General features: G+C 47.7%; 18 protein-coding genes. 11 read left to right on the top strand and 7 right to left on the bottom strand.

Translation table 11 applies throughout. The features are described 5' to 3' along the window. The first annotated feature begins 35 nt into the window (after positions 1 to 35). From ACWHX8_RS14125 to ACWHX8_RS14100, 6 genes are all read left to right on the top strand, one after another. Positions 36 to 1,322, top strand: a complete 1,287-nt coding sequence (locus tag ACWHX8_RS14125; protein ID WP_447968771.1) for a glycosyltransferase — start codon at positions 36 to 38, stop codon at positions 1,320 to 1,322. A gap of 6 nt (positions 1,323 to 1,328) precedes the next feature. Next, a complete protein-coding gene (locus ACWHX8_RS14120) occupies positions 1,329 to 2,702 on the top strand; it encodes a putative O-glycosylation ligase, exosortase A system-associated (protein WP_447968770.1) in 1,374 nt (457 codons plus the stop codon). Positions 2,703 to 2,904: 202 nt separating this feature from the next. Beyond that, positions 2,905 to 4,755 (top strand): carbamoyltransferase family protein, encoded by a 1,851-nt coding sequence (locus ACWHX8_RS14115; RefSeq protein WP_447968769.1) that lies wholly within the window; start codon positions 2,905 to 2,907, stop codon positions 4,753 to 4,755. Between the two features lie 15 nt (positions 4,756 to 4,770). Next, on the top strand, positions 4,771 to 5,175 hold the full coding sequence (locus ACWHX8_RS14110; protein WP_447968768.1) for an SxtJ family membrane protein: 405 nt from the start codon (positions 4,771 to 4,773) through the stop codon (positions 5,173 to 5,175). A 13-nt stretch (positions 5,176 to 5,188) separates the two neighbouring features. Further along, positions 5,189 to 5,341, top strand: coding sequence for a DUF5989 family protein (locus ACWHX8_RS14105; RefSeq protein WP_447968767.1), 153 nt, complete (start codon positions 5,189 to 5,191; stop codon positions 5,339 to 5,341). 589 nt (positions 5,342 to 5,930) lie between these two features. Next, entirely contained in the window at positions 5,931 to 7,400 is a 1,470-nt protein-coding gene (locus ACWHX8_RS14100; protein WP_447968766.1) for a lipopolysaccharide biosynthesis protein, read from the top strand. Positions 7,401 to 7,476: 76 nt separating this feature from the next. On the opposite strand, the gene ACWHX8_RS14095 is transcribed toward ACWHX8_RS14100, so the two are convergent. From ACWHX8_RS14095 to ACWHX8_RS14065, 7 genes are all read right to left on the bottom strand, one after another. Beyond that, the gene (locus ACWHX8_RS14095; RefSeq protein WP_447968765.1) at positions 7,477 to 8,493 is read right to left on the bottom strand and encodes a polysaccharide deacetylase family protein; all 1,017 of its coding nucleotides are present in this window, start codon (positions 8,491 to 8,493) and stop codon (positions 7,477 to 7,479) included. 135 nt (positions 8,494 to 8,628) lie between these two features. Further along, on the bottom strand, positions 8,629 to 9,864 hold the full coding sequence (locus ACWHX8_RS14090) for a hypothetical protein (protein ID WP_447968764.1): 1,236 nt from the start codon (positions 9,862 to 9,864) through the stop codon (positions 8,629 to 8,631). Then, entirely contained in the window at positions 9,837 to 10,442 is a 606-nt protein-coding gene (locus ACWHX8_RS14085; RefSeq protein WP_447968763.1) for an arsenate reductase/protein-tyrosine-phosphatase family protein, read from the bottom strand. The genes ACWHX8_RS14090 and ACWHX8_RS14085 overlap by 28 nt, the downstream gene beginning before the upstream one ends. Before the next feature lie 253 nt (positions 10,443 to 10,695). Beyond that, positions 10,696 to 11,859 carry an NAD-dependent epimerase/dehydratase family protein gene (locus tag ACWHX8_RS14080; RefSeq protein WP_447968762.1) on the bottom strand — a complete coding sequence of 388 codons (1,164 nt, stop codon included), beginning with the start codon at positions 11,857 to 11,859 and terminating at the stop codon, positions 10,696 to 10,698. Continuing rightward, the gene (locus tag ACWHX8_RS14075; RefSeq protein WP_447968761.1) at positions 11,856 to 12,908 is read right to left on the bottom strand and encodes a Gfo/Idh/MocA family protein; all 1,053 of its coding nucleotides are present in this window, start codon (positions 12,906 to 12,908) and stop codon (positions 11,856 to 11,858) included. Before ACWHX8_RS14075 ends, ACWHX8_RS14080 begins: the two co-directional genes overlap by 4 nt. Positions 12,909 to 13,046: 138 nt before the next feature. After that, positions 13,047 to 14,246, bottom strand: a complete 1,200-nt coding sequence (locus ACWHX8_RS14070) for a glycosyltransferase (protein ID WP_447968760.1) — start codon at positions 14,244 to 14,246, stop codon at positions 13,047 to 13,049. A 283-nt stretch (positions 14,247 to 14,529) separates the two neighbouring features. After that, on the bottom strand, positions 14,530 to 15,357 hold the full coding sequence (locus ACWHX8_RS14065) for a sulfotransferase domain-containing protein (RefSeq protein ID WP_447968759.1): 828 nt from the start codon (positions 15,355 to 15,357) through the stop codon (positions 14,530 to 14,532). Between the two features lie 549 nt (positions 15,358 to 15,906). On the opposite strand from ACWHX8_RS14065, the gene ACWHX8_RS14060 reads away from it, so the two are divergent. The 5 genes from ACWHX8_RS14060 to ACWHX8_RS14040 all read left to right on the top strand — a co-directional run bounded on the left by ACWHX8_RS14060 (position 15,907) and on the right by ACWHX8_RS14040 (position 23,391). Then, the gene (locus tag ACWHX8_RS14060) at positions 15,907 to 17,223 is read left to right on the top strand and encodes a nucleotide sugar dehydrogenase (RefSeq protein ID WP_447968758.1); all 1,317 of its coding nucleotides are present in this window, start codon (positions 15,907 to 15,909) and stop codon (positions 17,221 to 17,223) included. Between the two features lie 364 nt (positions 17,224 to 17,587). Then, the gene (locus ACWHX8_RS14055; protein ID WP_447968757.1) at positions 17,588 to 18,625 is read left to right on the top strand and encodes a hypothetical protein; all 1,038 of its coding nucleotides are present in this window, start codon (positions 17,588 to 17,590) and stop codon (positions 18,623 to 18,625) included. A 63-nt stretch (positions 18,626 to 18,688) separates the two neighbouring features. Continuing rightward, entirely contained in the window at positions 18,689 to 20,623 is a 1,935-nt protein-coding gene (asnB, locus tag ACWHX8_RS14050; protein WP_447968756.1) for an asparagine synthase (glutamine-hydrolyzing), read from the top strand. Beyond that, positions 20,620 to 21,810, top strand: a complete 1,191-nt coding sequence (locus tag ACWHX8_RS14045) for a TIGR03087 family PEP-CTERM/XrtA system glycosyltransferase (RefSeq protein WP_447968755.1) — start codon at positions 20,620 to 20,622, stop codon at positions 21,808 to 21,810. Before asnB ends, ACWHX8_RS14045 begins: the two co-directional genes overlap by 4 nt. A 468-nt stretch (positions 21,811 to 22,278) precedes the next feature. Continuing rightward, a complete protein-coding gene (locus ACWHX8_RS14040; protein ID WP_447968754.1) occupies positions 22,279 to 23,391 on the top strand; it encodes an SGNH/GDSL hydrolase family protein in 1,113 nt (370 codons plus the stop codon). Positions 23,392 to 23,705 lie beyond the last annotated feature (314 nt).

Raw genomic sequence — 23,705 nt, 5'->3', positions numbered from 1 at the left:
GAAGAACTCTGCTCGTCAGTGTCATGAGATGAGATATGGCTGTAGTATTACCGATGAAGAATATTTTGATGATCGCATTTCATTATCCGCCATTTTCCGGGGGAAGTGGTGTGCATCGGACATTGAAATTTTCACGGTATCTCCCGCAGTATCGATGGAGACCGATCATGTTAACGCCTCATGTCCGAGCGTACCCGCAAACCAGCACTCATCAGATGGATGAGATTCCTTCGGATGTGCTTATTACACGAGCCTTTGCATTAGATACGGCACGGCATTTATCTTTCAAGGGCAAATATCTCAACGCCTTGGCATTGCCGGATCGATGGGCTACTTGGATGATCGGCGCCATTCCCTTGGGGCTTTGGCTGATCAAAAAGTATCAACCTCAAGCGATATGGTCTACCTATCCTATTGCAACGGCGCATCTCATCGGATTTGTGCTCAGTAAACTGACAGGACTACCTTGGGTTGCCGATTTTCGAGATTCCATGACCGAAGAGAATTATCCACGCGATCAGACAACCAGGCAGTATTATCAGTGGATTGAGCGAAAGACCTTTGCGCAGAGTACGAAAAATGTTTTTACTGCACCATCTACACAGCAGATGTATCTCGATCGATATCCAGAGTTGAGGCAAGAGTCGTGTCTCGTGATTCCAAATGGATATGACGAACACGATTTTCAAAGTCTACAGCTTGAAGACGCCCATATCCTTGGGAATGGTCGTCCCATGCGATTGATCCATGCAGGAGTTGTCTATCCAGAAGAGCGAGATCCCCGGCCATTCTTTCAGGCTTTGGCGCAATTAAAACAAGAAAACCTGATTACGCCTGACATGTTACGAATTGAATTTCGTGGGTCTGGTTCAGAAGGTGTGTACGCAACAATACTCCAAGAGCTGGATATTGCAGATATTGTCCACCTGCTTCCCTCACTTCCCTATCGCCAATCGTTGCAAGATTGTATGTCGGCAGATGGGTTACTTCTTCTTCAAGGATCGACCTGCAATCATCAAATTCCAGCAAAGGCCTATGAATATCTTCGTATCAAAAAGCCTATTCTGGCGCTAACGGATGCCACGGGCGATACCGCCGCTCTTTTGAAGGAATGTGGCGGCGCGACCATTTGTGATCTGCATGATGCGGAAGCCCTCTATACAGGGATTCGGAAATTTCTAACCCAAATCAAATCGGGTCGGCATCCGATCGCTCATGAACAGACAGTTGAGAAGTTTTCTCGAGCATGTCAAGCTGAAACATTGGCCACATCCTTGCGTCACCTTATCGAGAATCGAGGGGAGTGCGTTACTCGCCCCTGAACACCTATGAGAGACATTGCCTTAGTTATTCTTGTCTTAGGTTCTGCCGCCGTCGCCATAAGACGGCCCGTGTACGGGATGTTACTGTTTGTGGCCTTTGGCATCATCAATCCTCAAGGGTTTACCTGGGGGTTTGGCCGTTCATTTCCGATTGCCATGATTATGGCCATAGCAACAATCATCGGCTATGCGATCTCGCCTGAACCGAAGCGGTTTCCTCGTCAGCGGGAAGTCTGGATGCTGCTCGGGTTATGGGTATTATTCATAGTGTCGACGGTGGTAGCCTATTTCCCTCACCGAGGGTGGATGTCGGATGCGGCGTTAACCCAACTCATCCATGTGTCAAAAATCTTTGTCATGATTTTTCTATCCATGTCCATTTTCTATTCAGCAGAACGTGTACAGATGTTGATGAAGGTTGTGGCGCTATCGATAGGACTGTTGGCTGTCAAAGGCGGAATCTTTGCGATTGTCTCGGGCGGCAATGAACTGGTATGGGGACCGGAGGGGTCTTTTCTCTACGCGAATAATGCCATTGGTCTGGCCATGGCCATGAATGTTCCCTTGCTCTATTATCTGATTCAACTTGAACCCCGATCGTGGCTTCGCAAGATTATGTGGGTCATGTTGGGGCTGTCTGTGCCGGCGATTGTGTGTACATTTTCCCGAGGGGCATGGTTAGGACTCATGGCGGGAGTAGGGCTCATTTTATTGAAGAGCAAGTATAAGGTCTTGATTATAGGCGGCGGGGCTATGCTCTTGGTATCGGCTGTGGCATTCATTCCATTTCTGGCCACATTGGATCTCGTGCCTGATCGTGTTCAGACACGCTTCGATGAACTGGTGAATTACGAAGAAGAAGGGTCGGCGGTGAGCCGTTTTTGGAATTGGGAAGCCTGTAAACGTGTCGGTTTTGCCAATCCTCTTACTGGAGAGGGTTTTGATTACTACGGGAAACACATTTATGTACAGTATTTCCCAGAGTTCATAGCGGAATACGGACATGATAAGGTGTGGTCATGTCATAGCATGTGGTTGACGGTTCTGGCCGAGCATGGCATTGTGGCTTTTCTCCTCTGGATTGCACTACTGGTATCCTGTTTTCTCAGTTTACGAAAAATCCAACGATTTAGTAGCAGAGTAGATGATCTGCAATGGATGAGCTATTACGCGTCGATGGTGGAGATTAGTTTTGTGGTCTATATGATCGTGGGAACGTTTCTCGATGTCGCCTATTTCGATGTATTTTATCAATTTATTGTCGTGGTCATTCTTTTGAAAGAATACATGTATTCAGTTGTGAGGTCTTGGCATAGGAGTTCAGGGGAGGAGCGTTTGAAGCGGTCGCATGTTCGAGCGTCGTTGGCAGGAACCCGATGATCTTTTTTCATGCCAGTCTTAAGCCAACCCGGTGAATGTTCCGTGGGACTATTTCTTCGGTGAGTGACCAATTAATACAAAAATAGAGTAAGATGTGTCTATCTGATGAACTCAGGCATTCAGGTAGTGGGACCATGAGTCCGATGGACTCACGTCGTTGCCTACTTGATAGGTTTTCCTCGTAACGCAGAATGGTATATGTATGAAACACATTAGTCTTGGCATTTCGGCTTATTACCACGATAGTGCCGCCTGTTTAGTGCATGACGGTGACATTGTGGCTGCCGCACAGGAAGAGCGGTTTACACGAAAAAAGCATGATGCAGGGTTTCCGCATGAAGCGGTGAAATTTTGTCTCAAGGAGGGTGGGTATACGCTGTCAGACGTCAATGAAATTGTGTTCTATGATAAGCCATTATTGAAGTTCGAGCGATTGCTTGAGACGTACTTGAGTTTTGCGCCAAAAGGGATTTCGTCTTTTCTGGCGGCAATGCCGGTGTGGCTCAAGGAGAAACTCTTTCTGAAAGATCTTTTGCGCAAGGAATTCGTACGGATAGGGGCGTTGGCCTCGCCAAAAGAGGTTCCACAGATTCTCTTTGGTGAGCATCATGAATCGCATGCCGCCGCGGCCTTCTTTCCTTCGCCGTATCAGGATGCGGCCGTGTTGTGTATGGATGGTGTGGGGGAGTGGGCGACGACCTCAGCCTGGGTTGGACGTGGGAATCAACTGACACCGCTCTGGGAAATTCCATTTCCCCATTCAATTGGTTTGCTTTATTCGGCCTTTACCTATTACACCGGGTTTAAGGTGAATTCCGGCGAATATAAAGTCATGGGCCTGGCACCATATGGTCAACCCACGTATGTGAAGGCCATCTATGAACATTTGCTGGATGTGAAAGAAGACGGCACGTTTCGAATGAATATGGAGTATTTCGATTATTGTACGGGTCTCAAGATGACCAGTGCCAAGTTTGACGACATATTTGGTGGTCCTCCCCGAAAACCCGAATCGGAATTGACTCAACGGGAAATGGATCTGGCGCGGTCGGTTCAAGAGGTGACGGAAGAGGTGGTGTTACAGTTGGCAAAAGGGCTGCAAAAAGAAACGGGGTTAGAGGCTCTCTGTTTATCCGGTGGGGTGGCTCTTAACTGCGTGGGGAATGGTCGTCTGCTCCGAGAAGGGCCGTTTAAGCGCCTGTGGATTCAGCCGGCAGCGGGAGATGCCGGCAGTGCCTTGGGGGCAGCGTTATCCGTCCATTATCAATACCATGGGAATCCTCGAACGACGAATGGAGAATCCGACGCGATGCGAGGCAGTTATCTGGGGCCGGCATTCACGAATGATGATATTGAAACGCGCTTACAGAAACTTGGGGCTCAGTATGAACGTTTAGATGATGAGACCGTATCCAGCCGTGTCGCCCATGAGCTTGCGACTGAAAAAGTCATCGGCTGGTTTCAGGGTCGAATGGAATTTGGTCCTCGAGCGTTAGGTGGCCGAAGTATTCTCGGTGATCCACGAAGCGAGAAAATGCAGTCGATCATGAATCTGAAAATTAAATATCGAGAATCGTTTCGTCCCTTTGCCCCGTCCGTGCTTCGAGAACGGGTTTCTGAGTACTTTGAATTGACCGACGAGAGTCCCTATATGTTGCTGGTGGCTCCAATCTCAACGAATCGACGGGTAGCACTGACGGATGCTCATAAAGATTTATGGGGCATTGATTTGTTGAATGTGCCAAAATCGGATATTCCTGCTGTGACTCATGTGGATTATTCGGCGAGGGTCCAAACCGTGACACATCAGACAAACCCGCGATATTATCAGTTGCTCAAGGCATTTGACGCTGAAACAGGTTGCGGTGTTCTCATTAATACATCGTTTAACGTGCGGGGTGAGCCAATCGTGGGAACACCGGAAGATGCCTATCGATGTTTTATGCGTACGGAAATGGATGTGTTGGTCCTTGAGAATTGTGTCTTGCGTAAAGAGGATCAACCTCAAGTAGAAAAAGACAGTAGTTGGATGCAAGAGTTTGAACTTGATTAACGGGAGCCTCAATCCATGAGTTTTGATCCATCAACTGTGACAACGAAACAATTGCGGAACTTTGGTTGGCTCATGGGTGGCCTCTTCTTGGTTATCGGGCTGTGGCCGCTTGTCATGCACGGGGCTGGACTTCGTAGCTGGAGCACCGTGGTGGCTGGATTGTGGGGGACGATGGCTCTGGCTTGGCCAAAGGGGTTAATGCCATTGTTTCGTGGCTGGATGTGGTTTGCCGAAAAACTCGGGTGGTTCAATACACGGGTGTTATTAGGAGTGATCTACTATGCGCTGGTGACGCCGATTTCTCTCTTAATGAGAATGCTGGGGAAGAAGCCGTTGCACTGTGACTTTGATCCTCAGAAATCCAGCTATCGCGAAACGAAGGCAGTGCGGACGCCGGATCATATCATGAGGCCATTTTAAGAAGGAGAAGAGTATGCAGGAATTTGTATCAGAATTGTGGGCGTTTATGCGGGAGCGCAAAAAGTTTTGGTTGGCGCCGATTCTGATTATGTTGTTGTTGCTCGGTGGATTAATTGTGTTGACCGAAGGCTCTGCCGTTGCACCCTTTATTTATACGCTGTTTTAAACCTCAACACTGTGTTCAGCATGAAGGCCCTTCACTATTGTTGCCCCGGTTGGTCTGAACGATAGACTGAAGGGCCCTTCACGAGTCTTTTCTTTGACCGCAAGCCGATACGCTGAGGTGTCCTGCGTGTATTTTTTCGTCAAAGGCGGTCAAACTCATTCATCGTGTAGATCATTCTATAATCACGTGTCAGTTGGTGACTTCTTTATCCCACCGTTCGTTCATCATACCCATTTTTATGTTTGTGGTTGTAGACTAATCGTCCCCTCGACATGAGCATGCCGTGCGGTGTGTCGAAGCAGATACGCACATCCTCATGCAATGAAATACGTGTTCTCGGTGCTCTCTTGAGTCTTTTTTCGTCTCTCTTCGTTGTGTTGTTGTACCAGAGTTTTAACGTGTGCCGTGTTGAGTCGTATACTGCCAGAATGAAATAGACAGTTGTTTTAGGCTTTTGCCTGTATCTTGAATCGTGAGCGAGCAAGATGTTCGTGGGCAAATGAACTCATAATGGCTTGAGCTTCTTAGGGGTGTGAGCGGAGTGAAGCAATTTTTTGGAACAATGGCGGATGTCTGAAGGAGTAGGGGAATGGGGCCTGCAAAGCCGTTAGCCGACATATTGTTAGGTGGAGTCGTATGGATGATGGCCATGCGCTGGGGAGTGAGGCTCATTGGTTTACTGAGCACGGTGATCCTGGCTCGTCTCCTGATGCCGGCAGACTTCGGTATCGTGGCCATGGCCATGGTGTGCGTTGGTCTCATTAATCAATTACTCGACTTCGGTTTGGAGTTTGGATTGATTCGTAACCCGAATGCTGAACGGAAGCACTATGATACGACATGGACGATTCGATTGTTGCAGATGGGCGGCGTATCGATTGTGTTGGCTGCCGCGGCACCATTTATTGCCTCGCTGTATGAGGAGCCGAGAGTCATGCCGATCCTCTGGGTGATCGCGTTTGGGGCATTTGTCCGAGCGTGGGAAAACATTGGGACAATCGATTTCCGAAAACATCTGCTGTTTGATCGGGACTTTAAATTCAATGTCTATATAAAACTTGGTGGGTTTCTCGTCACAATTGGGCTGGCCTTCTACCTGCGGAACTACTGGGCGCTGGTCATGGGTTCGTTATTTAATCATTGTGTCGCGGTGGGCGTGAGTTATGTCATGTCGTCGTACCGCCCGCGTTTTTCGTTAGAAGCTGTGGGGGAAGTGTTTTCATTCTCCCAGTGGATGCTGGTTCGCGGGTTGGCCAATTATATTTTTGGTCGCGGAGATGAGATGATCATTGGAAAGGTCTTTGGCTCAATTGGCCTAGGGTATTATGCGATGGCCAAGAATGTCTCGTCCATGGCGACGGCTGAGATTGTTCAGCCTGCATCACGTGCATTTGTTCCAGGGTTTTCACAGTTTGAAAATGAGCCAAGCCGATTGGCTTCTGCTTTTACCCGAGCCATTTCCGGGATGGCTATGATTGTCGTTCCCGCTGGACTTGGCCTGTCATGTGTCGCCTCGGAAGTTGTGCCGTTGTTATTGGGTGATAAATGGACGGAGTCCATACCGCTCTTACAACTCGTCCCAGTTGCTGAAGTTGTCATGGCGTTACATGGCCTGGCGGGGAGTTTGGTTATTGTGATCGGGCGGGTGAAGCTATTGGCGGGAATTGCCTGGTTGCGGGCTCTGGTCATGTTGGGCTGCGTCTATCTCGGGTACCAATTTTTCGGATTAGTTGGAGTCGTCTACGGCATGATTGCCAGCGCAATGTTTTCTTTTGTTGCATTAAACAGTGCAGCGATCAGTGTCAGTGAGTTGGACTGGGGTGGTATTCTTCGTGCTGTCGTACGTCCTGTGATTGCAGGAGCCTGTATGATGGGGGCAGTATACTGGGTGGATACTCTTTGGGTCCTTCCCTTGTTGGTCTTGTTAATCGCAAAAATATGTGTTGGGGCTGTAGTCTATGTGTCAGTGATCGCTGTATTGTGGAGAACTTTTGGTGGTGCAGATGCTGTCGAGACAGAACTTCTGAACATGGTGCGTCAGAAACTAAAATCGGGTTGAATCTAAAATGCATTGGACCACATTCTGAAACGTGCAATTCTGATCTGCTTGTCAGAGTGAACATTTCGCAGAGAAATTATCGTGCCAACATCGTGCGAAGAAGATGGGCGAATCCGCTGACTTCGGCTTCAAACACTATCTGTGGCGTTGTCTCTGAATCAAGAAATCGAGGCCAGGCCAACGGCGATGTGTTTAGTGAAATCAAGCCAGGTTCACACGTTGTCGCCGTGTGTATATCTTCCTTCTCCAAGAGAGGCCAGATTGTAGGAGTCCATTCCCCGCTTGGATAACATAAATGATGAAGGGACCGACCGGTAATGGTCTGTAAGACGGCTCGATTATCTTCAAGCTCGCGTTTCACTGCGGTGCTGTCTGGGGGGAGGTGATGGCGGTGGGTGTGTAATTGAATGTCAAAGTTCTGCTGTGCAAGGTTTGTCACTTCTTCTTCAGACATGAGTGAGAGTCGACGAGAGGTCACGAGTTCTTCAAAGTCGAGATCGAGTCGATTGGCGATCTCGCGTGCAAGACCCACTCTGCCTGGTTCGTCGAGAATTGTTTCTCCATGATTGATGATGTGCTGTATCGTTTTTTCTCCTTCTAATCCTTTTGTCGCTCCAACGGTATGTTTCGCATCGACGATATCATCAACCTTCACCTGTTCTCGTGATGTTTTCCAAAACAAATATTGAATGGCTAGACGAAAAATAGGGTTAGGATGTGTGACATAATAGGTTGTGACATAAATGGTCGCTGTCAATCCCATTTTCTGTAAGATCGGGATAGCGAGAGCGGAGACACTGTGAAACCCGTCGTCAATGGTTATGACAATTTCATTTCCTTGTAAATTTCCCTGATGCAACAGTGCAAGAGACTCATCCAGTGTCACCGTGCGAAATCCTGCATGCGTGAGCCAACGCATGCGTTGCTCAAATAACGTTGGGCTTTGAAATAACTTCGGTCGAAACAAATGCTCGTCTGTAAATGAAAACCCATGAAAACACACGATTCGTAGATACTGCTTCGTGAGACGATTGGATAGTGCAAATAACTTCGTGTGTTTGGCGAGTGCATACAGACTATTCTTTATCGACATGGCCATCATCTCCTGTTGATGGGTGAACGGGAGCGGTCAGAATTCAGGAATCATAACATGTGAGTTTGACGCATGATGAGAGCCAAATCGGTGCGCTGGGATCGTGACGACAACCGATAGTACCATGTCGTTCCCTTAAGACATAAAGCGGCGTAGAGAATGAATCATCATTTTGAAGTATAACGCGCGATCGCCTGGAAAGTTGAGGTCGGAAAACATTTTCGGATTGATCCCAAGCACGCCAAACTCTAAGCATATGGATAGTTTTTGGGAAATCGAAAAGGAAGGATCCTTCAGACAGGAAAAAACATATTCAACTTCACGGGGAAACGTCAGGCGACATTGAATAAGAGGATAATCTGTGGCCGGAGGGTTGATATGCCCGAATATCGCGTCGACTAAGAGTCGTGGAAAGTCAATGCCTGCAAATATGGCTAAATGGAGAGACCCCCAAAATCTGGAGTTGAATTCCATTAAAGAAAATGTATCACTGGCAGGGTCCCAGCGATATTCAAACATCCCCACGCCTTCCCATTCAAGATGTGTGGCTCTTAATTTCGCATCAGCTAAGACGGCTTTGTGTTTCCAGGCACTTCGTAATGAAGACACTCCCCCCGTATGCGGGACTTCATGAACCCGTCTGTGCATGAATTCTCCTAATATCGCCCCTTGCCATTGCGATAAGAACACCCCCACGCCAATACCATGTACATATCCTTGAATAAGAACTTTTTGGTAGCGTTGTCGTAGTAGTTTGAGTCGTTCACTGGCTATGCGACTGGTTTGACACTTGATGACATCTCCAGAACTCCCATCTCGGGCATACACCGCATCAACTTTGAGAAATAATGGTTCTCCAAGCATGTGCAACTCGTCTTCGGATGGCAATGCATCTTCTTCTCCAAGAAGAGCAAACGGTGGTAAATGTTCCCGGAAACCTCCTTCTATGGACGCTTGAAATAAGTCACATTTACTCAATGCCTGATAGACTAACCGTTGGTCTTTTGGGGTAGGGAGAATATGTTGAAAGTGCTGAAACCATGGTCGAATGACTAATAGAAAAGCCTCTGAGGGAATAATCAAGTCTATATGTTCTTGATCCAGAATCTTGTTCAACCACGTGATGAACTCTTCAGGGTTTTGATATGACGGTTGCTGATGTGAAGCATGGCAATACGAAGAAGAAAATCCCAAGGCGTCTTCGAGCGGAGACGTCGCGACCACGCGGTAGCCAGCCCGGCCAAGAGAGCGTATGACCGCGAGGGACCCAATAGCATGAGCTTCGGTGACTAATATTGAATGGTCTTTTCTCCAATGATCCTTCAATGCGGTTCTCTCACGGCCTACTGGGTTTTTTGGAATTGTGAACACATCCTTGCAAGTGCCAAATCAATGCGATGGAAGCATTGTTCGAAATAGGCATTGGATAATCCATAGGGGTCATGAAAGTACACAGACCATGGCTGTGGAGACCATAACCCTAGCAATGTTACTTGAATAGCATTTTCCTTAAAATATTGATTATAGAGTGCGTTTGCATGGGCTGGTTCGAATGCGACAAGCAAATCTCCTGAGTGCAGTGACACCTCTTGGATATTTTGACTTCGATGAGTTGCCAGTTGAATCCCCCGACTACGTGCTGTAACTTGAGCGCAAGAATTTGCGGGGTTGCCTGCTTTGGCTTTCAATCCAGCCGATATGGTGTGTCCGCCCAATTCACGATATTTAAATTCAGCATATGGACTGCGACAAATATTTCCATGACAGACAAAAATCACTCGCGAAATTATCTGCCAGTGAATATGTCGGTAGGTCGCGTAGCCTCCCAGCATGGTTTTGACGGAAAAGTAGCTATGTTGTAGAAATGCTTTCTTTCCGCCGTAGACACGTGCGAGATAGTCTGTGCTCTGCTGAATGGGTGGCTGTGGATGTTGAGCGTTGTTCATCATCCACTCCTACTGGAATACGTGTATTGTGTCTGGACGATAGTGCGCACATACTGACGTGTATAGTTGTGTCGTTTTCACGTTGTAGTGAGACTGTGAATGGGTATGGTGGTGTTGTAATGGGCGTTGCATGTCACACTCTTGATACGAGGTACTCAGGAGGTGATACAGAGTCTTGTGAGTCGAGCGGAACGGAAGTGTTGAGGTCCATTCGTGCCTCAAGTTGTCGCCATGGCCTGTGGTTGGTGCGAACGTCTTATACGAGCCGCTTTAAGATACTCGCAAATTCGGTGTCATACCCTCTCATGGTATTGTGCCATTTGATATAGGCCTTCATGCTCTCATGAAAGGTCACCTCCGGGGTATAATTCAATTCTTTCTGTGCAAGATCGCAGGAATGAAAAACCCCCCGCATCTGCGCCGAGCAAAATTGCCAATTAATCGGTGCCGCATTCGTAACTTTGGCAATTGCGGTCGGGCCTTCTACCGTCAATCTGACTTTTTCTTCTAGGTCGCCTGGTAATTTTGCCACGATCCCCCGAAAGAACATGTCGACTTTGCAGAGCATCGGATCTAAGCGCAACGCTTCGCGAACGTTGCTGCCCACCAGGTGCTTCAATGACGCTACTGGATTATAGGAGACTTTTGGAGCGGTGATATGCCGCTCAATGTCTTGCTTACTGATAGAAATGGCTTTTGTTTTTCCGGTGAGAGGGAGAAGATACTTGGTGAGTTCGGCCCACGTTGTATTGTAATTATCTGTCACAAAGTAGCGTGTGCCGTCACCGTTCCCATTCAATAAGGCCAGTTCGATGGCTTTGGCCAGGTTGGCGACATCGACGGTGACGCATGCCGTATTTCCGTTGTCCATCAAGCCAAACTGGTCTTGCTTAATCATGTTGATCAGCCCCGAGAGTAAATACGAACTCGGACCGATAATATTGGGGGGGCAGAGAATGGTACTTGGTAAGCCAGCTCGAGCGGCGGCTTGTACCATCTGGTCCTGTTTGAGTTTCAGGATGCCATAGGCATTCGTTTGCGGATCGGGTGGAGCCGATTCAGACACAGAGTTTGGTGAAGGTGTATCGCCATAAATCAGGACGCTACTGATATGCACGAATCGTTGTACCCCGACTTGCTTAGCTTCTTCTAACAGAATTTTCAACCCGTTGAGCATGACATCGTCAGTGCCACGTGTGCAGTTAACCACGTGTGTGACGCCTTTAAGCGCATCTCGCACGTGTTGGCGCGATAAAATATCAACCTGTTGCAGTGTGACATCGAGCCGTCGGAACAAACGCCAGGCACTTCCATCTGAGTGAATAACCGCTAAGACCTCGACATCTTTTCTCGCAAGCAAGCGCTCAACAACGGCTGTGCCGGCAAATCCTGATGCTCCAAAGACTGCGACTCGCATCATTGGGCCCTCCCATTTTTTTCATACCACGTATCTGGTAGGGCTTCTCGATGTTGATAGGCGTTCTCTAGGAGTCGTAGCGACAATAGCCCTTCCTCGGCTGAAACCATGGGCTTGCGGTTTTGCTGGCAACTCAAGACAAAGTCTTCAATTTGCTGTTGAAATTGAGATGCCTGTGATATTTTTCCGTTGGTTCTGCTTAGATTAATACTCAAATCAGGCTGATCGTACGGGTATAACACTAGATCTTTCATATTATCAGGGAGTAAGACTTGTCCTTTTTCCGTGTCCAATACCAATCCTGATGGTAAGGCGGTTGTTTTGGAAAAATGGACATATCCCAAAATTGGATTAGACCCTTGCCCAAACTTCATGAACATTCTTGCATTGGCCTCTGGGCCTCCCAAGGAATCGTCTTTGAGCTGAATGTCATCAGGAAACCCAAAGAGATGGAGCATACGGTCAAGGAAATGTGTACCCGTCACAACGAGGACCCCCCCCCCAATGCTTTGACGTTTCATGAGGTAGTTAGAAAACGTGGCCCATCCCCCAGGAGTGCCGAATTGATACGCAAATTTTTTAACCGTTCCAAAATACCCTTGGTCAAGTAAGTCCTTGAGGAGTTGGAAATTTGGATAGAATCTTGTGCAATAACCGACGGCCACTTGTTTTCCTGTTTGCTTTTCCACTTCGATGATGTCCAGACCTTCTTGTAGGGTAGAGGCCAGCGGTTTCTCGATGAGTGCATGTATCCCGTTCTGTAAACATTCTATGGCCAGAGGAGCATGAAGGTGGTTGGGTGTGGCGATCAGCGCACCATCAACCTTGCCTTTCATGTTGGATATGGATGATTGGATTTCAACCGCAAGACCAAATTCATTGGCAATCTGTTGCGCTCTGTTTGTCTCGGGGTCGACAAACCCCACAACCTGTACCAGGGGTGATGCCAGTGCCGCTGGAATGTGTGAACCGTATGAAATCTTTCCGATCCCAATAATAGCAAGTTTAAAAAGTGGGAGAGGCATTTCAGGTTGATGATGATCGTTATTCATAAGCGTGTTTAGTACTGATTGTGGATTCTGGCGCATGGTCTATGGAACGCTAGCAATTTCATGTGAGCCGGTGGTGTATGTATGTTAACACGGAAGATGCCAAAATCATCACTGGTCACGAGCATGAGCAGCCGGAGATTAAGAACAGCATGCTGATTTATGTTCGATCAGAGTGTGAATGTACTGTTCAAATTTATCGACTCTATTTTCCCAATCATTTTGCCGGGCATACATGATTCTTTCTTCACGCGTTGAGGCTGATGTGCCATCAAGGTTTCTTTGGATCGCGTCTACCCATTCTTCGGCTGTTTGGCAAATATCAATATACCCTTCAAAGTATTGCTTGATTGGAGCGGTGTAGGCAGAAACAACGGGTTTCCCCGATGCCAGGTATTCATTGATTTTCAGTGGGTACGCGGCAAACATCCATGATTCTTTTGTGCCGAGGTATGGCGCAATCTGAATGTCCATCAAATCCAGGCAGAACGGTATGTGTTCTTTGGTAATTTGTCCTGCATAGGTGACATTGTCTCGTTGAAAGAATTCTTGGTAGGACATCCATTTTTGTTCATCTGATTTGATCGAGTTGTCCATGACGCGTCCGATAAACACAAAGTGGCAATCAGGGAACTTCTGTGCCAATTGGTTCAGCAACACATAATCAAGCTTTCGATTAATTGTGCCTAGATACCCTATTCTGGGACCCGGGATCTTTTCAATTTGACTGGAGATATCCGAGGATTGCCGAGCATTATCGAATGATGAGATATCAACGCCATTTTCGACAATATTCCGTTCCAGTGCCGGATTTTTGATCATTTCATCCCACACCGTATTGTTGACCGCTGTCACCAGGTCGGCGATGTTGACGAGCTGTTCATGGTACTGATTTTCAACTTCACCGATAAAGTGATACGCATCGAACATATGATAGAGCACATAGGTCGGGTTTAATTCTTGGACATATGGGAAAAAGGAAGGGTTAAAACAAAAGACGATGAACTCGTCATTGTGGTCGATAGACAATATCTGCTTGAGTTTTTTGCAATGATGTTTTACGGCCCACCGATCAGCAAGGGGGATCTTGTAGTTTCTCGGAAGAATCTTTCCCGGCTTGTACAGCCGGACATCATCTTTTTGCTCTTCGTATCCAAAATATTGCGCATTGGTACATTGATGCGAGTACAGAGCTCCATTGGAATAGAGCACAGGCCAGCCCCGCTTTCCCAACCGAGACAGGGTGTGTTGACGTCCTGCCCACTGGCCATCCCAGATCGTATGTGAGAAGGCGATGATGGGTACATGCGTTTCGTCCCATTTTCTGCTGAGGCAGCTCATGAGGATGGTGTATCCATCAGTAGCGAATGTTCAATCAATGTACCGTAATGTTGGGGTGATGCGAATTAGTGTTTCTCAAGCGTTATCGGCTTTTATGCGATAACGCTTGAGCGTACCTGCTCAACTTGTGCTTTTCTTCTCTGATGGCCTTTTCGATGTTTGTGCCACTAGAGTCGTCAGTGCTCTGGGTTGGTAATCTATGCCGTACATGGTCATGAACACGAGGTCTTATCCTCACAATGGCTGCTCGTTGTCATTGTGAGGCGCAGAAGCCGACATGTGGCTAAGAAAACCCCCACTTTTCAACACAAAAGCCATAACGCTCCTGAAACAGACTCATGTCATGTCGTAATTTGTCATGAACAATGGCTCTCTCTTCTTCAGAGAGCCGTTTCTTTTGACTCATTCGAGAAACAGGTTTATACAGTCCTTTGATGAGTTGCTTTGCCGATGCAGGGAGGAAGCTTGCCACAGACTGCATCCGAGGGTGCATATTCAGGAAAACTTGCGCTTGAGATAATTCACGTGTTTTATGCTTCACTTCATCAACGATTTTTATATCATCACCGTTCAGTTGAAGGCTGTCAAATAGTGACGTAAGCAGATGTTTTGGGTTTGAGACCAATTCATCAAAATCAAGGACTTTAATATTATGTAACCCAAAATGTTCGCGGTATGGTTCGAGTTGTTCGAAATAGTTTGAAATACTGACATATCTGTCGTCGGTTATCGGTAACTTCGGATCAAACCATTCTTTATCTAATGAGAAATTATAGTCCGATTCAATACGTGTAAAAGGATCTCTCACGACATATAAAAAGGTTGGTGTGATCCCATAGGCTTTAATGTTTTTGGCCACATTCGGCTCAGAAGGATATTTGGTGTATCCTGTGGAGGCCTCAAGCACATACGTATGTCGATTTGGATCGAAGTCCCATAAGTCGGCATACTCCTCCACATGGACTCCATGCCCTTGATTTTCCGAGAAATACTCTGGTTCTTTATGTATGCAGGGGCAAATATGTGGGTGTTGAACCAAGTGCCAATACAGGGTTGTGGTACCGCTCTTCATCGCCCCGATGATCATGATATAGGCGTTATTTGGTATCATGGACTTAGACATGGAGAATACTTAATTTGAGGACTCACGCTCGGTGATTGTAGATTCCACGATATCGACGAATAGAGTTATGCCATAGGCATGGGGTGAGATCAGAAAACTAGCAAAGAAGTCGTAGGGTGTCAATTTTGTCACTGACAAGGCACTATGGGTTGTGTTCTCGACAGCAGTTAGACGATATCAGTGATTATTCTGTGACTTAAAGAAGGTTTGTTTGGTTTTGTGGTTTCTAGTCTGTTCGCTTTGGAATGAGGGATCATCGAAGGTTTATTCTGTTGTTGTGAGTATGAAAATTCAAGGAATCCTCTCTACAGGATAGCTTCCTGAAGGCAGTTAGTGATGAGTCATGATGGTATACGGATGAGACCTTTTCCGTTATGATCGAGACAGGTGGATTTCACGAGAGAGAATGGGATAGCGGCTTAGGAAACGTAAGGTTCTTGCCGATAGTAGGACTCGAGAATGAGCCTAGATAGCTTCTGAGTTGAGCCCTAATTGGACTAATGTAGTGGACTTGATTTCATACACAAAGAGGAAGCGATGAACGTCAGTATTTTTGGCCTTGGATATGTTGGTGCTGTGTCGTTGGGATGTTTGGCTCGAGATGGACATGCGGTGGTCGGTGTTGACCTGGAGCAGACCAAGTTGGAGTTGATTCGTCAAGGTGCGACACCCATCATTGAAGAAGGTATGGAAACGTTAATGCGCGATGCGGCCACAAGTGGACGCGTGCAAGTGACTGATAATGCTATGGATGGCGTGGAGCGATCGGATGTGTCATTTGTGTGTGTGGGGACACCGGCACGCTCGAACGGCAGTCAGGATTTAACGGCGATTCGGCGGCTCAGTGAGCAGGTCGGCAAAGCGATGAAAGTGAAGGCCGGGTATCATGTCTTTGTCATTCGTTCGACCGTCTTCCCTGGTACGGTGGAAGACATCATTGCTCCGATTATTGAAGAGCATTCTGGCAAGAAAAATGGACAGGATTTCGATGTGTGTTTTCAGCCTGAATTTCTTCGAGAAGGGTCTTCGATCAAAGACTATGACAATCCGCCGTTAACGGTGGTGGGTACCGAATCGGCACGTGCGGAAAAAGTTCTGCGTGACCTGTTTGGCCATTTACCTTGTGAGTTTATCGTCACGTCTATCCGAACGGCGGAGATGGTGAAGTATGCCTGCAACATATTTCATGCCCTCAAAGCGACGTTTGCGAATGAAATTGGACGCCTCTCACAAGCAATGACTGTTGACTCGCATGCCGTTATGGATATGGTGTGTCGAGATACGCGTCTGAACATTTCTCCTGCATACCTACGGCCTGGATTCGCCTTTGGTGGGTCGTGCCTGCCAAAGGATCTGAAGGCAATGCTGTATGTGGCGAAGACCAAAGATGTGTCGGTACCGATGCTGGCAAATGTTCTCACAAGCAATACAGTCCATATTGATCATGCGATTGAGACCGTGTTGAATGCTGGGAAAAAGTCCATTGGATTGATCGGACTGAGCTTTAAAAGTGGTACAGATGATTTGCGAGAAAGTCCATTGGTTGTTATGGCCGAACGCTTTATCGGAAAAGGGCTTGATCTGCAAATATATGATCCTGAAGTCAATGTCGCAAGACTGATGGGAGCGAATCGTCGGTTTATCGAAGAGACGATTCCTCATATCGCCTCATTAATGACCAAAAATTGTGAATCCCTTGTCGAAAAAGCAGACGTACTCATCGTGGGGCTCAATGACAAGGCGATCATGGAGGTGCTCGTTCAACAGACACGGGATGATCAGATCATTCTGGATCTTGTGAATATTCCACAAAAAAATCGTCTACGAGGAAATTATCAAGGAGTCTGTTGGTAGTTTCATGTCTGCAGTTTGCACGCAACGCACGGCATGAGCTTGCGGTGTTGTCATGTTGGCTTTCATCTCACAGGGCCTTATCTTTGAAACTCTCGTGCTCCATACTCCAGACTCATTATTGCTCACGCGTTGAACGGTGTAGATCATTATTCTATACGAGTTCACTGTCATTTTGCTCAATGAGTCAGCGGATTGGTTAACGTGTCACGCTTGCGGTGGCCGTAATCGATAGGTGAGGTCCAGTAAATCCTGAGAATCGTACACCTTTAACCCCTTGTTGTTGCATAGCGTACCTGGGTACCGTATGTCATGGTGGAGGGTGATTCTGAACTGATGCGTTGTTCTTAGGCTGCCTCGATTGGTTATGAAATTCATCGGGGCATTCGTTGCGCTGGTTCTGCTTCTAGAAGGAGTGATCCGTATCCTGATCGGCGCTCCTCGAACTGAGTATCTGCCGTTACTCCGCGTCCAGCCAGATTCCAGATTTGGATATGCACCGATACCTGGAGATCAACATTATGGGTACGATGAGCCGATTACGCTGAATAGCTTAGGGTTGCGAGGAGCAGAGCTCGGCTCTAAGAGACCTGATGAGCATCGTATCTTGGTATTTGGAGGAACACAGGTTTACGGGTTAGGAATTCCCGATGCAGGACTGTTGACGAGTGTCCTTGAAGATGGTCTCAATCGCGACAGCCATGCTCGAACCTTTCGGGTAATAAATTTTGGTATCCGAGCCTTTACCCTTCGACAGCAACTCAATTTCCTTGAGGAGGTTGGTGTCGATGTTGAGCCTGATCATGTGATGGTGTTTCTTGATATGTACAGCATGGGAGAGATGGATATTCAGGTATATTATACGCGAGTCAAGGCACGTGACTGGTATATGTTGGATTTGGATGCAAAACCCGTCGGTCGTGTACTGGCGAAATGGTATGTGATTCAAGCCGCGCGTAAGAGTGCGCTCGTCGCTTGGCTGCACAGTCACTATAAAAATTGGATACAGCAGCAGAGTGTGGCTGCCAAAGTGATGCGTGGAGAAAAGGATGCCCAGGTGGAGCAATGGCTAGGGTTTGTCTCACAGCAAGTCGAGGCATTTGCGGCTATGGCAAAGAAGTCCCGTTTCACGCTGAGTTTTGCCTTGCTTCCCTTTCCCTCTCCCTCTCAGGTGTCAGATGAGCGCCAGACTCGTCTGTATCAATCTCAACTCCAGGATATGGTGACCTCTCGAGGGCTGACGTTCTTGGATGTGCGAAAGCCCTTGCGCAAACTGTACGAGCAAACGGGTCGTTTGCCTGTCGCACCGTTTGATGCACACTACAATGCTGCGGCTCATGAAGCGATTGGGCGCTATCTTATAGACGCGCTACGAGAACATGATGTGATGTCAGTGAAGTCATAATGGTAGCTTGAACCATAACTATCTGATCTCGATTTTGGGAAGAACAGCTTAAGGTAATCTTCAATGTGTGGAATTTACGGACTTTTTAGTTTTTCAGGACAAGATCCTGGACAACCCAGCGTGCTCCAACGCATGGGTGATGTCATGGCCCATCGTGGACCGGATGATGACGGCGAGTATGTGGGACATGGCGTTCTTCTCGGAATGCGTCGCCTCGCTATTATTGATGTAGCTGGAGGGCATCAGCCGATATCGAATGAAACTGGAACCATCTGGGTTGTGTGTAACGGCGAAATTTATAACTTTCGAGAATTACGAGAAGAACTTCGTGGCTTGGGCCACACGTTTCAAACCGGAACGGACAGCGAAGTGATTGTACATGCCTATGAGGAGTATGGAGACGACTGCGTTTCTCACCTAGACGGCATGTACGGATTTTCGCTGTGGGATGCGACGCGTCGACGATTACTGGTGGGCCGCGACCGCCTTGGTATCAAACCGCTCTATTATTGTAACGACGGTGTCCGGTTAATCTTTGCCTCTGAGATCAAATCAATTTTAGCAGTCCCAGGAGTCAACGCGGAACTTGACCCGATGGCACTTCGAGAGTATTTGACCCTTGGCTATACCCCGGCCCCGTATTCCATGTTTCGTGGTATTCGGAAGCTGCCGCCTGCTTCGCTCATGGTGTGTGAGAATGGCCAATGCGATATTCGGAGTTATTGGCAATTTTCAGACACGGTTGACCATTCCTTGAATGAGCAGGATTGGGCGGACCAGGTCCTTGAAACCTTCGAAACGGCCGTCGTGTCACAAATGGTGAGCGATGTCCCACTCGGGGCTTTTCTCAGTGGGGGTATTGATTCAAGCAGCGTAGTGGCGATGATGGCCAAACATAGCACGCACCCGGTCAAGACGTACGCGATTGGATTCGAAGGTTCCGATGGAGCTCAGTATTACAATGAACTGCCTTTTGCTCGCAGAGTTGCTGAGCTGTTTGGTACGGATCATAAAGAGATTCTGGTCAAGCCGGATGTCGCACAGTTGCTTCCTCGCCTGCTTTGGCATATGGATGAGCCGATGGCCGACGCCGCATTTATCACAACGTATTTAGTCGCGGAATTTGCACGGCGCGATGTTACCGTGATTCTGTCAGGTGTTGGGGGCGATGAATTATTTGGCGGCTATCGTCGGTATCTTGGAGAGTATTATGCGCAATATTATAATCGGTTGCCTCAGTGGATGCGCCGCAATGTTCTGACTCCATTGGCTCATCGTCTCCCGAGCGATCGTCATTCACCGCTGTTGAATTTGTCACGCTACGCACGAAGTTTTATGCTCTCGAATGAACTCTCATTTGATGAGCGTTATCGTACGTATGTCCAAGTATTTAGTCGCGTACAACGAAGTCGATTGCTCCAAGAACCGTGTAATAGTGAAGTGGATTCTTTAGGGGCCGTGTTATCGGAGTCGGGAAATGGCGATGCCTTGCGGCGTCTCCTTCATGTGGATATCGCGACTCAATTACCCGATGACTTGTTAATGCTCACCGATAAAATGACTATGGCGACTTCACTGGAATGTCGAGTCCCAATTTTGGACCAACGGCTCGTTGAACTTTCGGCTCGTATGCCATCTCGATATAAAATTCACGGCCGACACTTGAAGCATATTTTAAAAGTCGCGTTCAAGGGTATTCTTCCGGAGGACATCCTACATCGCAAGAAACGTGGGTTTGGTGCACCGATGGGGGCATGGCTGAAAGGCGCTCTTGCCCCGCTCCTCAGGTCCGTACTTTCCAAAGAATCGGTACAGCAACGCGGGGTATTTGATTGGAAAGAAATCGAGCAAACCATCGCCCTCCATGAGGCGAATAAAGAGGACCATACCGATCACTTGCTCGCCTTGATGAATTTTGAATTATGGAGTCGCATGTATCTGGATGGCGAGCTACCTGCCGACGTCGCCGCACAACTTCAGGATGCGTTAGTCTATTGAATATTTTCTACCTCTGCCATCGATTTCCCTATCCGCCAACTCGTGGAGGAAAAATCCGTCCATTCAATATGATCAAACATATGAGTGGGGAGGGGCATACGGTCACCGTGGCGTCCTTGACGCGCTCTACTGAAGAGTCTGAAGCCGCGATGGGTATCCGTGACTATTGCGACGACTTTATGTTTGAACAAGTGGATGCATCTGCCGCCGTTCTCCGCATGATTGGAACGTTACCGACAACGTCTCCCGCTAGCATGGGCTATTTTTATTCGCCTCGCCTCAAACGTCGAATTGATACTACACTGGCTGAACATCATTTCGACCTCATTTTTGTCCACTGCTCTTCTGTCGCACCCTATGTTGCTGATGTGCGGACGATTCCAAAAATTCTTGACTTTGGCGATATGGACTCTCAAAAATGGTTGATTTACTCCAAATTTCGCCGCTTCCCGTTATCACTCGGGTATCGTCTTGAAAGTGTGAAACTCCGACAAGCCGAAGAGGAGCTCGCGAAGAAATTTACGTTCTGTACCTGTACGACCAAGGCTGAACTGGACACCCTGAATAGCTATGGTGTTCCTGTGCCGACCGACTGGTTCCCAAATGGCGTGGACACTCAATACTTCTGCCCCATTGAAGACCCCTACGATCCCGATGTCATTTCATTTATTGGCCGTATGGACTATTTCCCAAATCAACAATGTATGTTGTGGTTTTGCCAACATGTCATGCCGAGGGTTCTGGAGAAGCGGCCGAATACCAAACTCTGGATTGTTGGGGCTAATCCTTCAAGAGCCATACGCGCGCTGGGGAGCCTGCCAAATGTGACTGTAACGGGATCTGTGGATGATGTCCGGCCATATATCTATCGTTCTGCGGTAAACGTAGCACCTCTAACCATTGCACGAGGGACGCAAAATAAGCTGCTTGAGGCTATGGCCATGGGAATTCCTGTCGTCACCAGTGAGCAGGCTGCAGGTGGGATTGACGCGGTTCCTGGTGAGCATTTTCTGACAGCCACAACCATCGAAGGATATCGAGATGCCGTTCTTCGCCTTCTGGATAGTCCTCAAGACCGAGAGCGATTTGCTCGCAGTGGCCGAGCGCGTGTACTCTCACATCACAGTTGGGAGAATTCGATGAGTAAGTTGAACCTGTTAATCGAGAAGTGTCGGAAAGTTTCATAGTATCACCACCTGTTCCTGCCGCCAAATTCCCGTCACATTGTTCCCTGTGTTCGTAGTTTCATATTTGGTCATGATCTTTCGGTTGCTTCAATGATCCTGCTATAGCCGTCCCCATATACTTCCGTCTGTACGACGTGTGTTTTTGCGCTGTGTACATGATGTACATTCGGCTGGAAGTTATTTGGTTTCGCTATAGAGGTTTTCTGACCTTTTTTATTCACCTGTGTTATAGAATGGGAAGGCTTGCTCGTGTTGCTCAAGTGCTTTTGGTCGAATTATAGAACTTTCGATTGTGATCATGACCAATTTGAATCTATCCTTCAGGCGGGGCAGGCCTCAACGTACGCTATATTTTTTATCCCTCTAGGCTTCCGTAATGAACATAGCTAAGATTACGAATGGAAATCAGTTGGATTCGCTTGTCTCTTTGAGGAATAATTAGGTGTCCGTAAAGGATGTGTTGTCGAAATGAACGGTAAGACCAAACGTGGCAAGGCAAGGCTGAAGCTAATTCTTGCCGCGGTTTTTGTCAGTGTGCTGATTCTTGTTGTTGTCTTGGAAACGGCTGTGCGTGTTCGGCAATGGGTCAAGTATGGGACCGCGACGACATCGGTGCAAAGTTTTACGGTCGATCAGGAGACGGGGCTTCGCGTTCCAAAACCAGGAAGCACGACTGGACGGATTCAGGTTAATTCACTGGGGTTTAGGAGTCCTGAATTGCAGATGCCAAAGCCTGCAGGCACTGTTCGTCTCGCATTTCTCGGCGGGTCGACGACCTGGTGTGCGGAAGTGAGTGGAAATGAGATGACGTGGCCCCATCTTGTCTGGAAAGACCTTCAGCAATCGTACCCTGAAGTTACCTTCGACTATCTCAATGCTGCTGTTCCTGGTTATTCTGTTGGGGAGTCGCTCTTAACCCTAGAACATCGTGTGAAATCACTTTCTCCAGATATAATCGTGATTTACCACGCCACAAATGATTTGAGTTATATCACGCGAAAGTTGGCCAGGGCGCAAGGTATTTTTTCTGGTAGAACCGAAGATCCCAGCTGGCTTGCCCAGTGGTCTCTAACCTGGTTTCTCATCGAAAAAAACCTGGAGTTACATGAACGGCAAAACAAGGCTAAAGCGGGAACGGCTCAGCTTGTGTTTCACTCTGCTGAGATCGCAACCGAGTTTTCTGAAGAGCTCGAACCACTCGTGCAGGCGAGCCAGTCTGTCGCACAACTTGTTGCGCTCGCAACATTTTCCCATAAATTCAGGAAAGAACAAGCGTTGGACGAACAGCTTCAGGCGATGAATACCTCCATTTATTATATGCCCTATATGACGCCACAGGGGTTATTTGAAGCATTTGATGCATATAACGGCGTCATTCGTGAAACCGCTCAAACGCACGATATTCTGCTCATAGGCGGTGAAAATCGTATTCCCGGCGACGATCGACATTTTAATGATTCGGTGCATTTTAAGGATGCCGGAAGTCAAGCCATGGCAGTGCGAGTGACCGAAACACTGAAGCAAGCGCCACAGTTTCAGACATTGCTGAAGAAGATTCCTCCAAGTTCTGCTTCTCACTAAGTCTCTAGCCGATTCCATGAACTTCCGTACTCTTGACACGTTGAATATCGCGTTGAAAGTCCTCCAAGCAACCCGACGAGAGACAACGTTTCAATTAGTGGAAGTTTATGTGGGACGGCTATATCTGGAACTTATTTGGATTCGCTATCGTTGAGATAGGCCCTACCAAGCGACATTCTTCATTCGACCCATCGGTGTAAACGTGACCAGGTTTACAATCGCAAGAGGTATGTGAATACCTGTTGTGACAATGGTAATCGTGTAACGTTTGCAGTGGGGTAAGGTTCATACGTCGGGTCTGTGCAGACCCGACG

The organism is Nitrospira sp. M1 (assembly GCF_965152605.1).
This window is presented reverse-complemented; position numbering and strand designations above follow the sequence as displayed.

Excerpts from the sequence above, each read along its gene's own strand:
- ACWHX8_RS14125 (WP_447968771.1), top strand. The coding sequence starts at position 36 with ATGGCTGTAGTATTACCGATGAAGAATATTTTGATGATCGCATTTCAT.
- ACWHX8_RS14120 (WP_447968770.1), top strand. The coding sequence starts at position 1,329 with ATGAGAGACATTGCCTTAGTTATTCTTGTCTTAGGTTCTGCCGCCGTC.
- ACWHX8_RS14115 (WP_447968769.1), top strand. The coding sequence starts at position 2,905 with ATGAAACACATTAGTCTTGGCATTTCGGCTTATTACCACGATAGTGCC.
- ACWHX8_RS14110 (WP_447968768.1), top strand. The coding sequence starts at position 4,771 with ATGAGTTTTGATCCATCAACTGTGACAACGAAACAATTGCGGAACTTT.
- ACWHX8_RS14105 (WP_447968767.1), top strand. The coding sequence starts at position 5,189 with ATGCAGGAATTTGTATCAGAATTGTGGGCGTTTATGCGGGAGCGCAAA.
- ACWHX8_RS14100 (WP_447968766.1), top strand. The coding sequence starts at position 5,931 with ATGGGGCCTGCAAAGCCGTTAGCCGACATATTGTTAGGTGGAGTCGTA.
- ACWHX8_RS14095 (WP_447968765.1), bottom strand. The coding sequence starts at position 8,493 with ATGTCGATAAAGAATAGTCTGTATGCACTCGCCAAACACACGAAGTTA.
- ACWHX8_RS14085 (WP_447968763.1), bottom strand. The coding sequence starts at position 10,442 with ATGATGAACAACGCTCAACATCCACAGCCACCCATTCAGCAGAGCACA.
- ACWHX8_RS14080 (WP_447968762.1), bottom strand. The coding sequence starts at position 11,859 with ATGATGCGAGTCGCAGTCTTTGGAGCATCAGGATTTGCCGGCACAGCC.
- ACWHX8_RS14075 (WP_447968761.1), bottom strand. The coding sequence starts at position 12,908 with ATGAATAACGATCATCATCAACCTGAAATGCCTCTCCCACTTTTTAAA.
- ACWHX8_RS14070 (WP_447968760.1), bottom strand. The coding sequence starts at position 14,246 with ATGAGCTGCCTCAGCAGAAAATGGGACGAAACGCATGTACCCATCATC.
- ACWHX8_RS14065 (WP_447968759.1), bottom strand. The coding sequence starts at position 15,357 with ATGATACCAAATAACGCCTATATCATGATCATCGGGGCGATGAAGAGC.
- ACWHX8_RS14060 (WP_447968758.1), top strand. The coding sequence starts at position 15,907 with ATGAACGTCAGTATTTTTGGCCTTGGATATGTTGGTGCTGTGTCGTTG.
- ACWHX8_RS14055 (WP_447968757.1), top strand. The coding sequence starts at position 17,588 with ATGAAATTCATCGGGGCATTCGTTGCGCTGGTTCTGCTTCTAGAAGGA.
- asnB (WP_447968756.1), top strand. The coding sequence starts at position 18,689 with ATGTGTGGAATTTACGGACTTTTTAGTTTTTCAGGACAAGATCCTGGA.
- ACWHX8_RS14040 (WP_447968754.1), top strand. The coding sequence starts at position 22,279 with ATGAACGGTAAGACCAAACGTGGCAAGGCAAGGCTGAAGCTAATTCTT.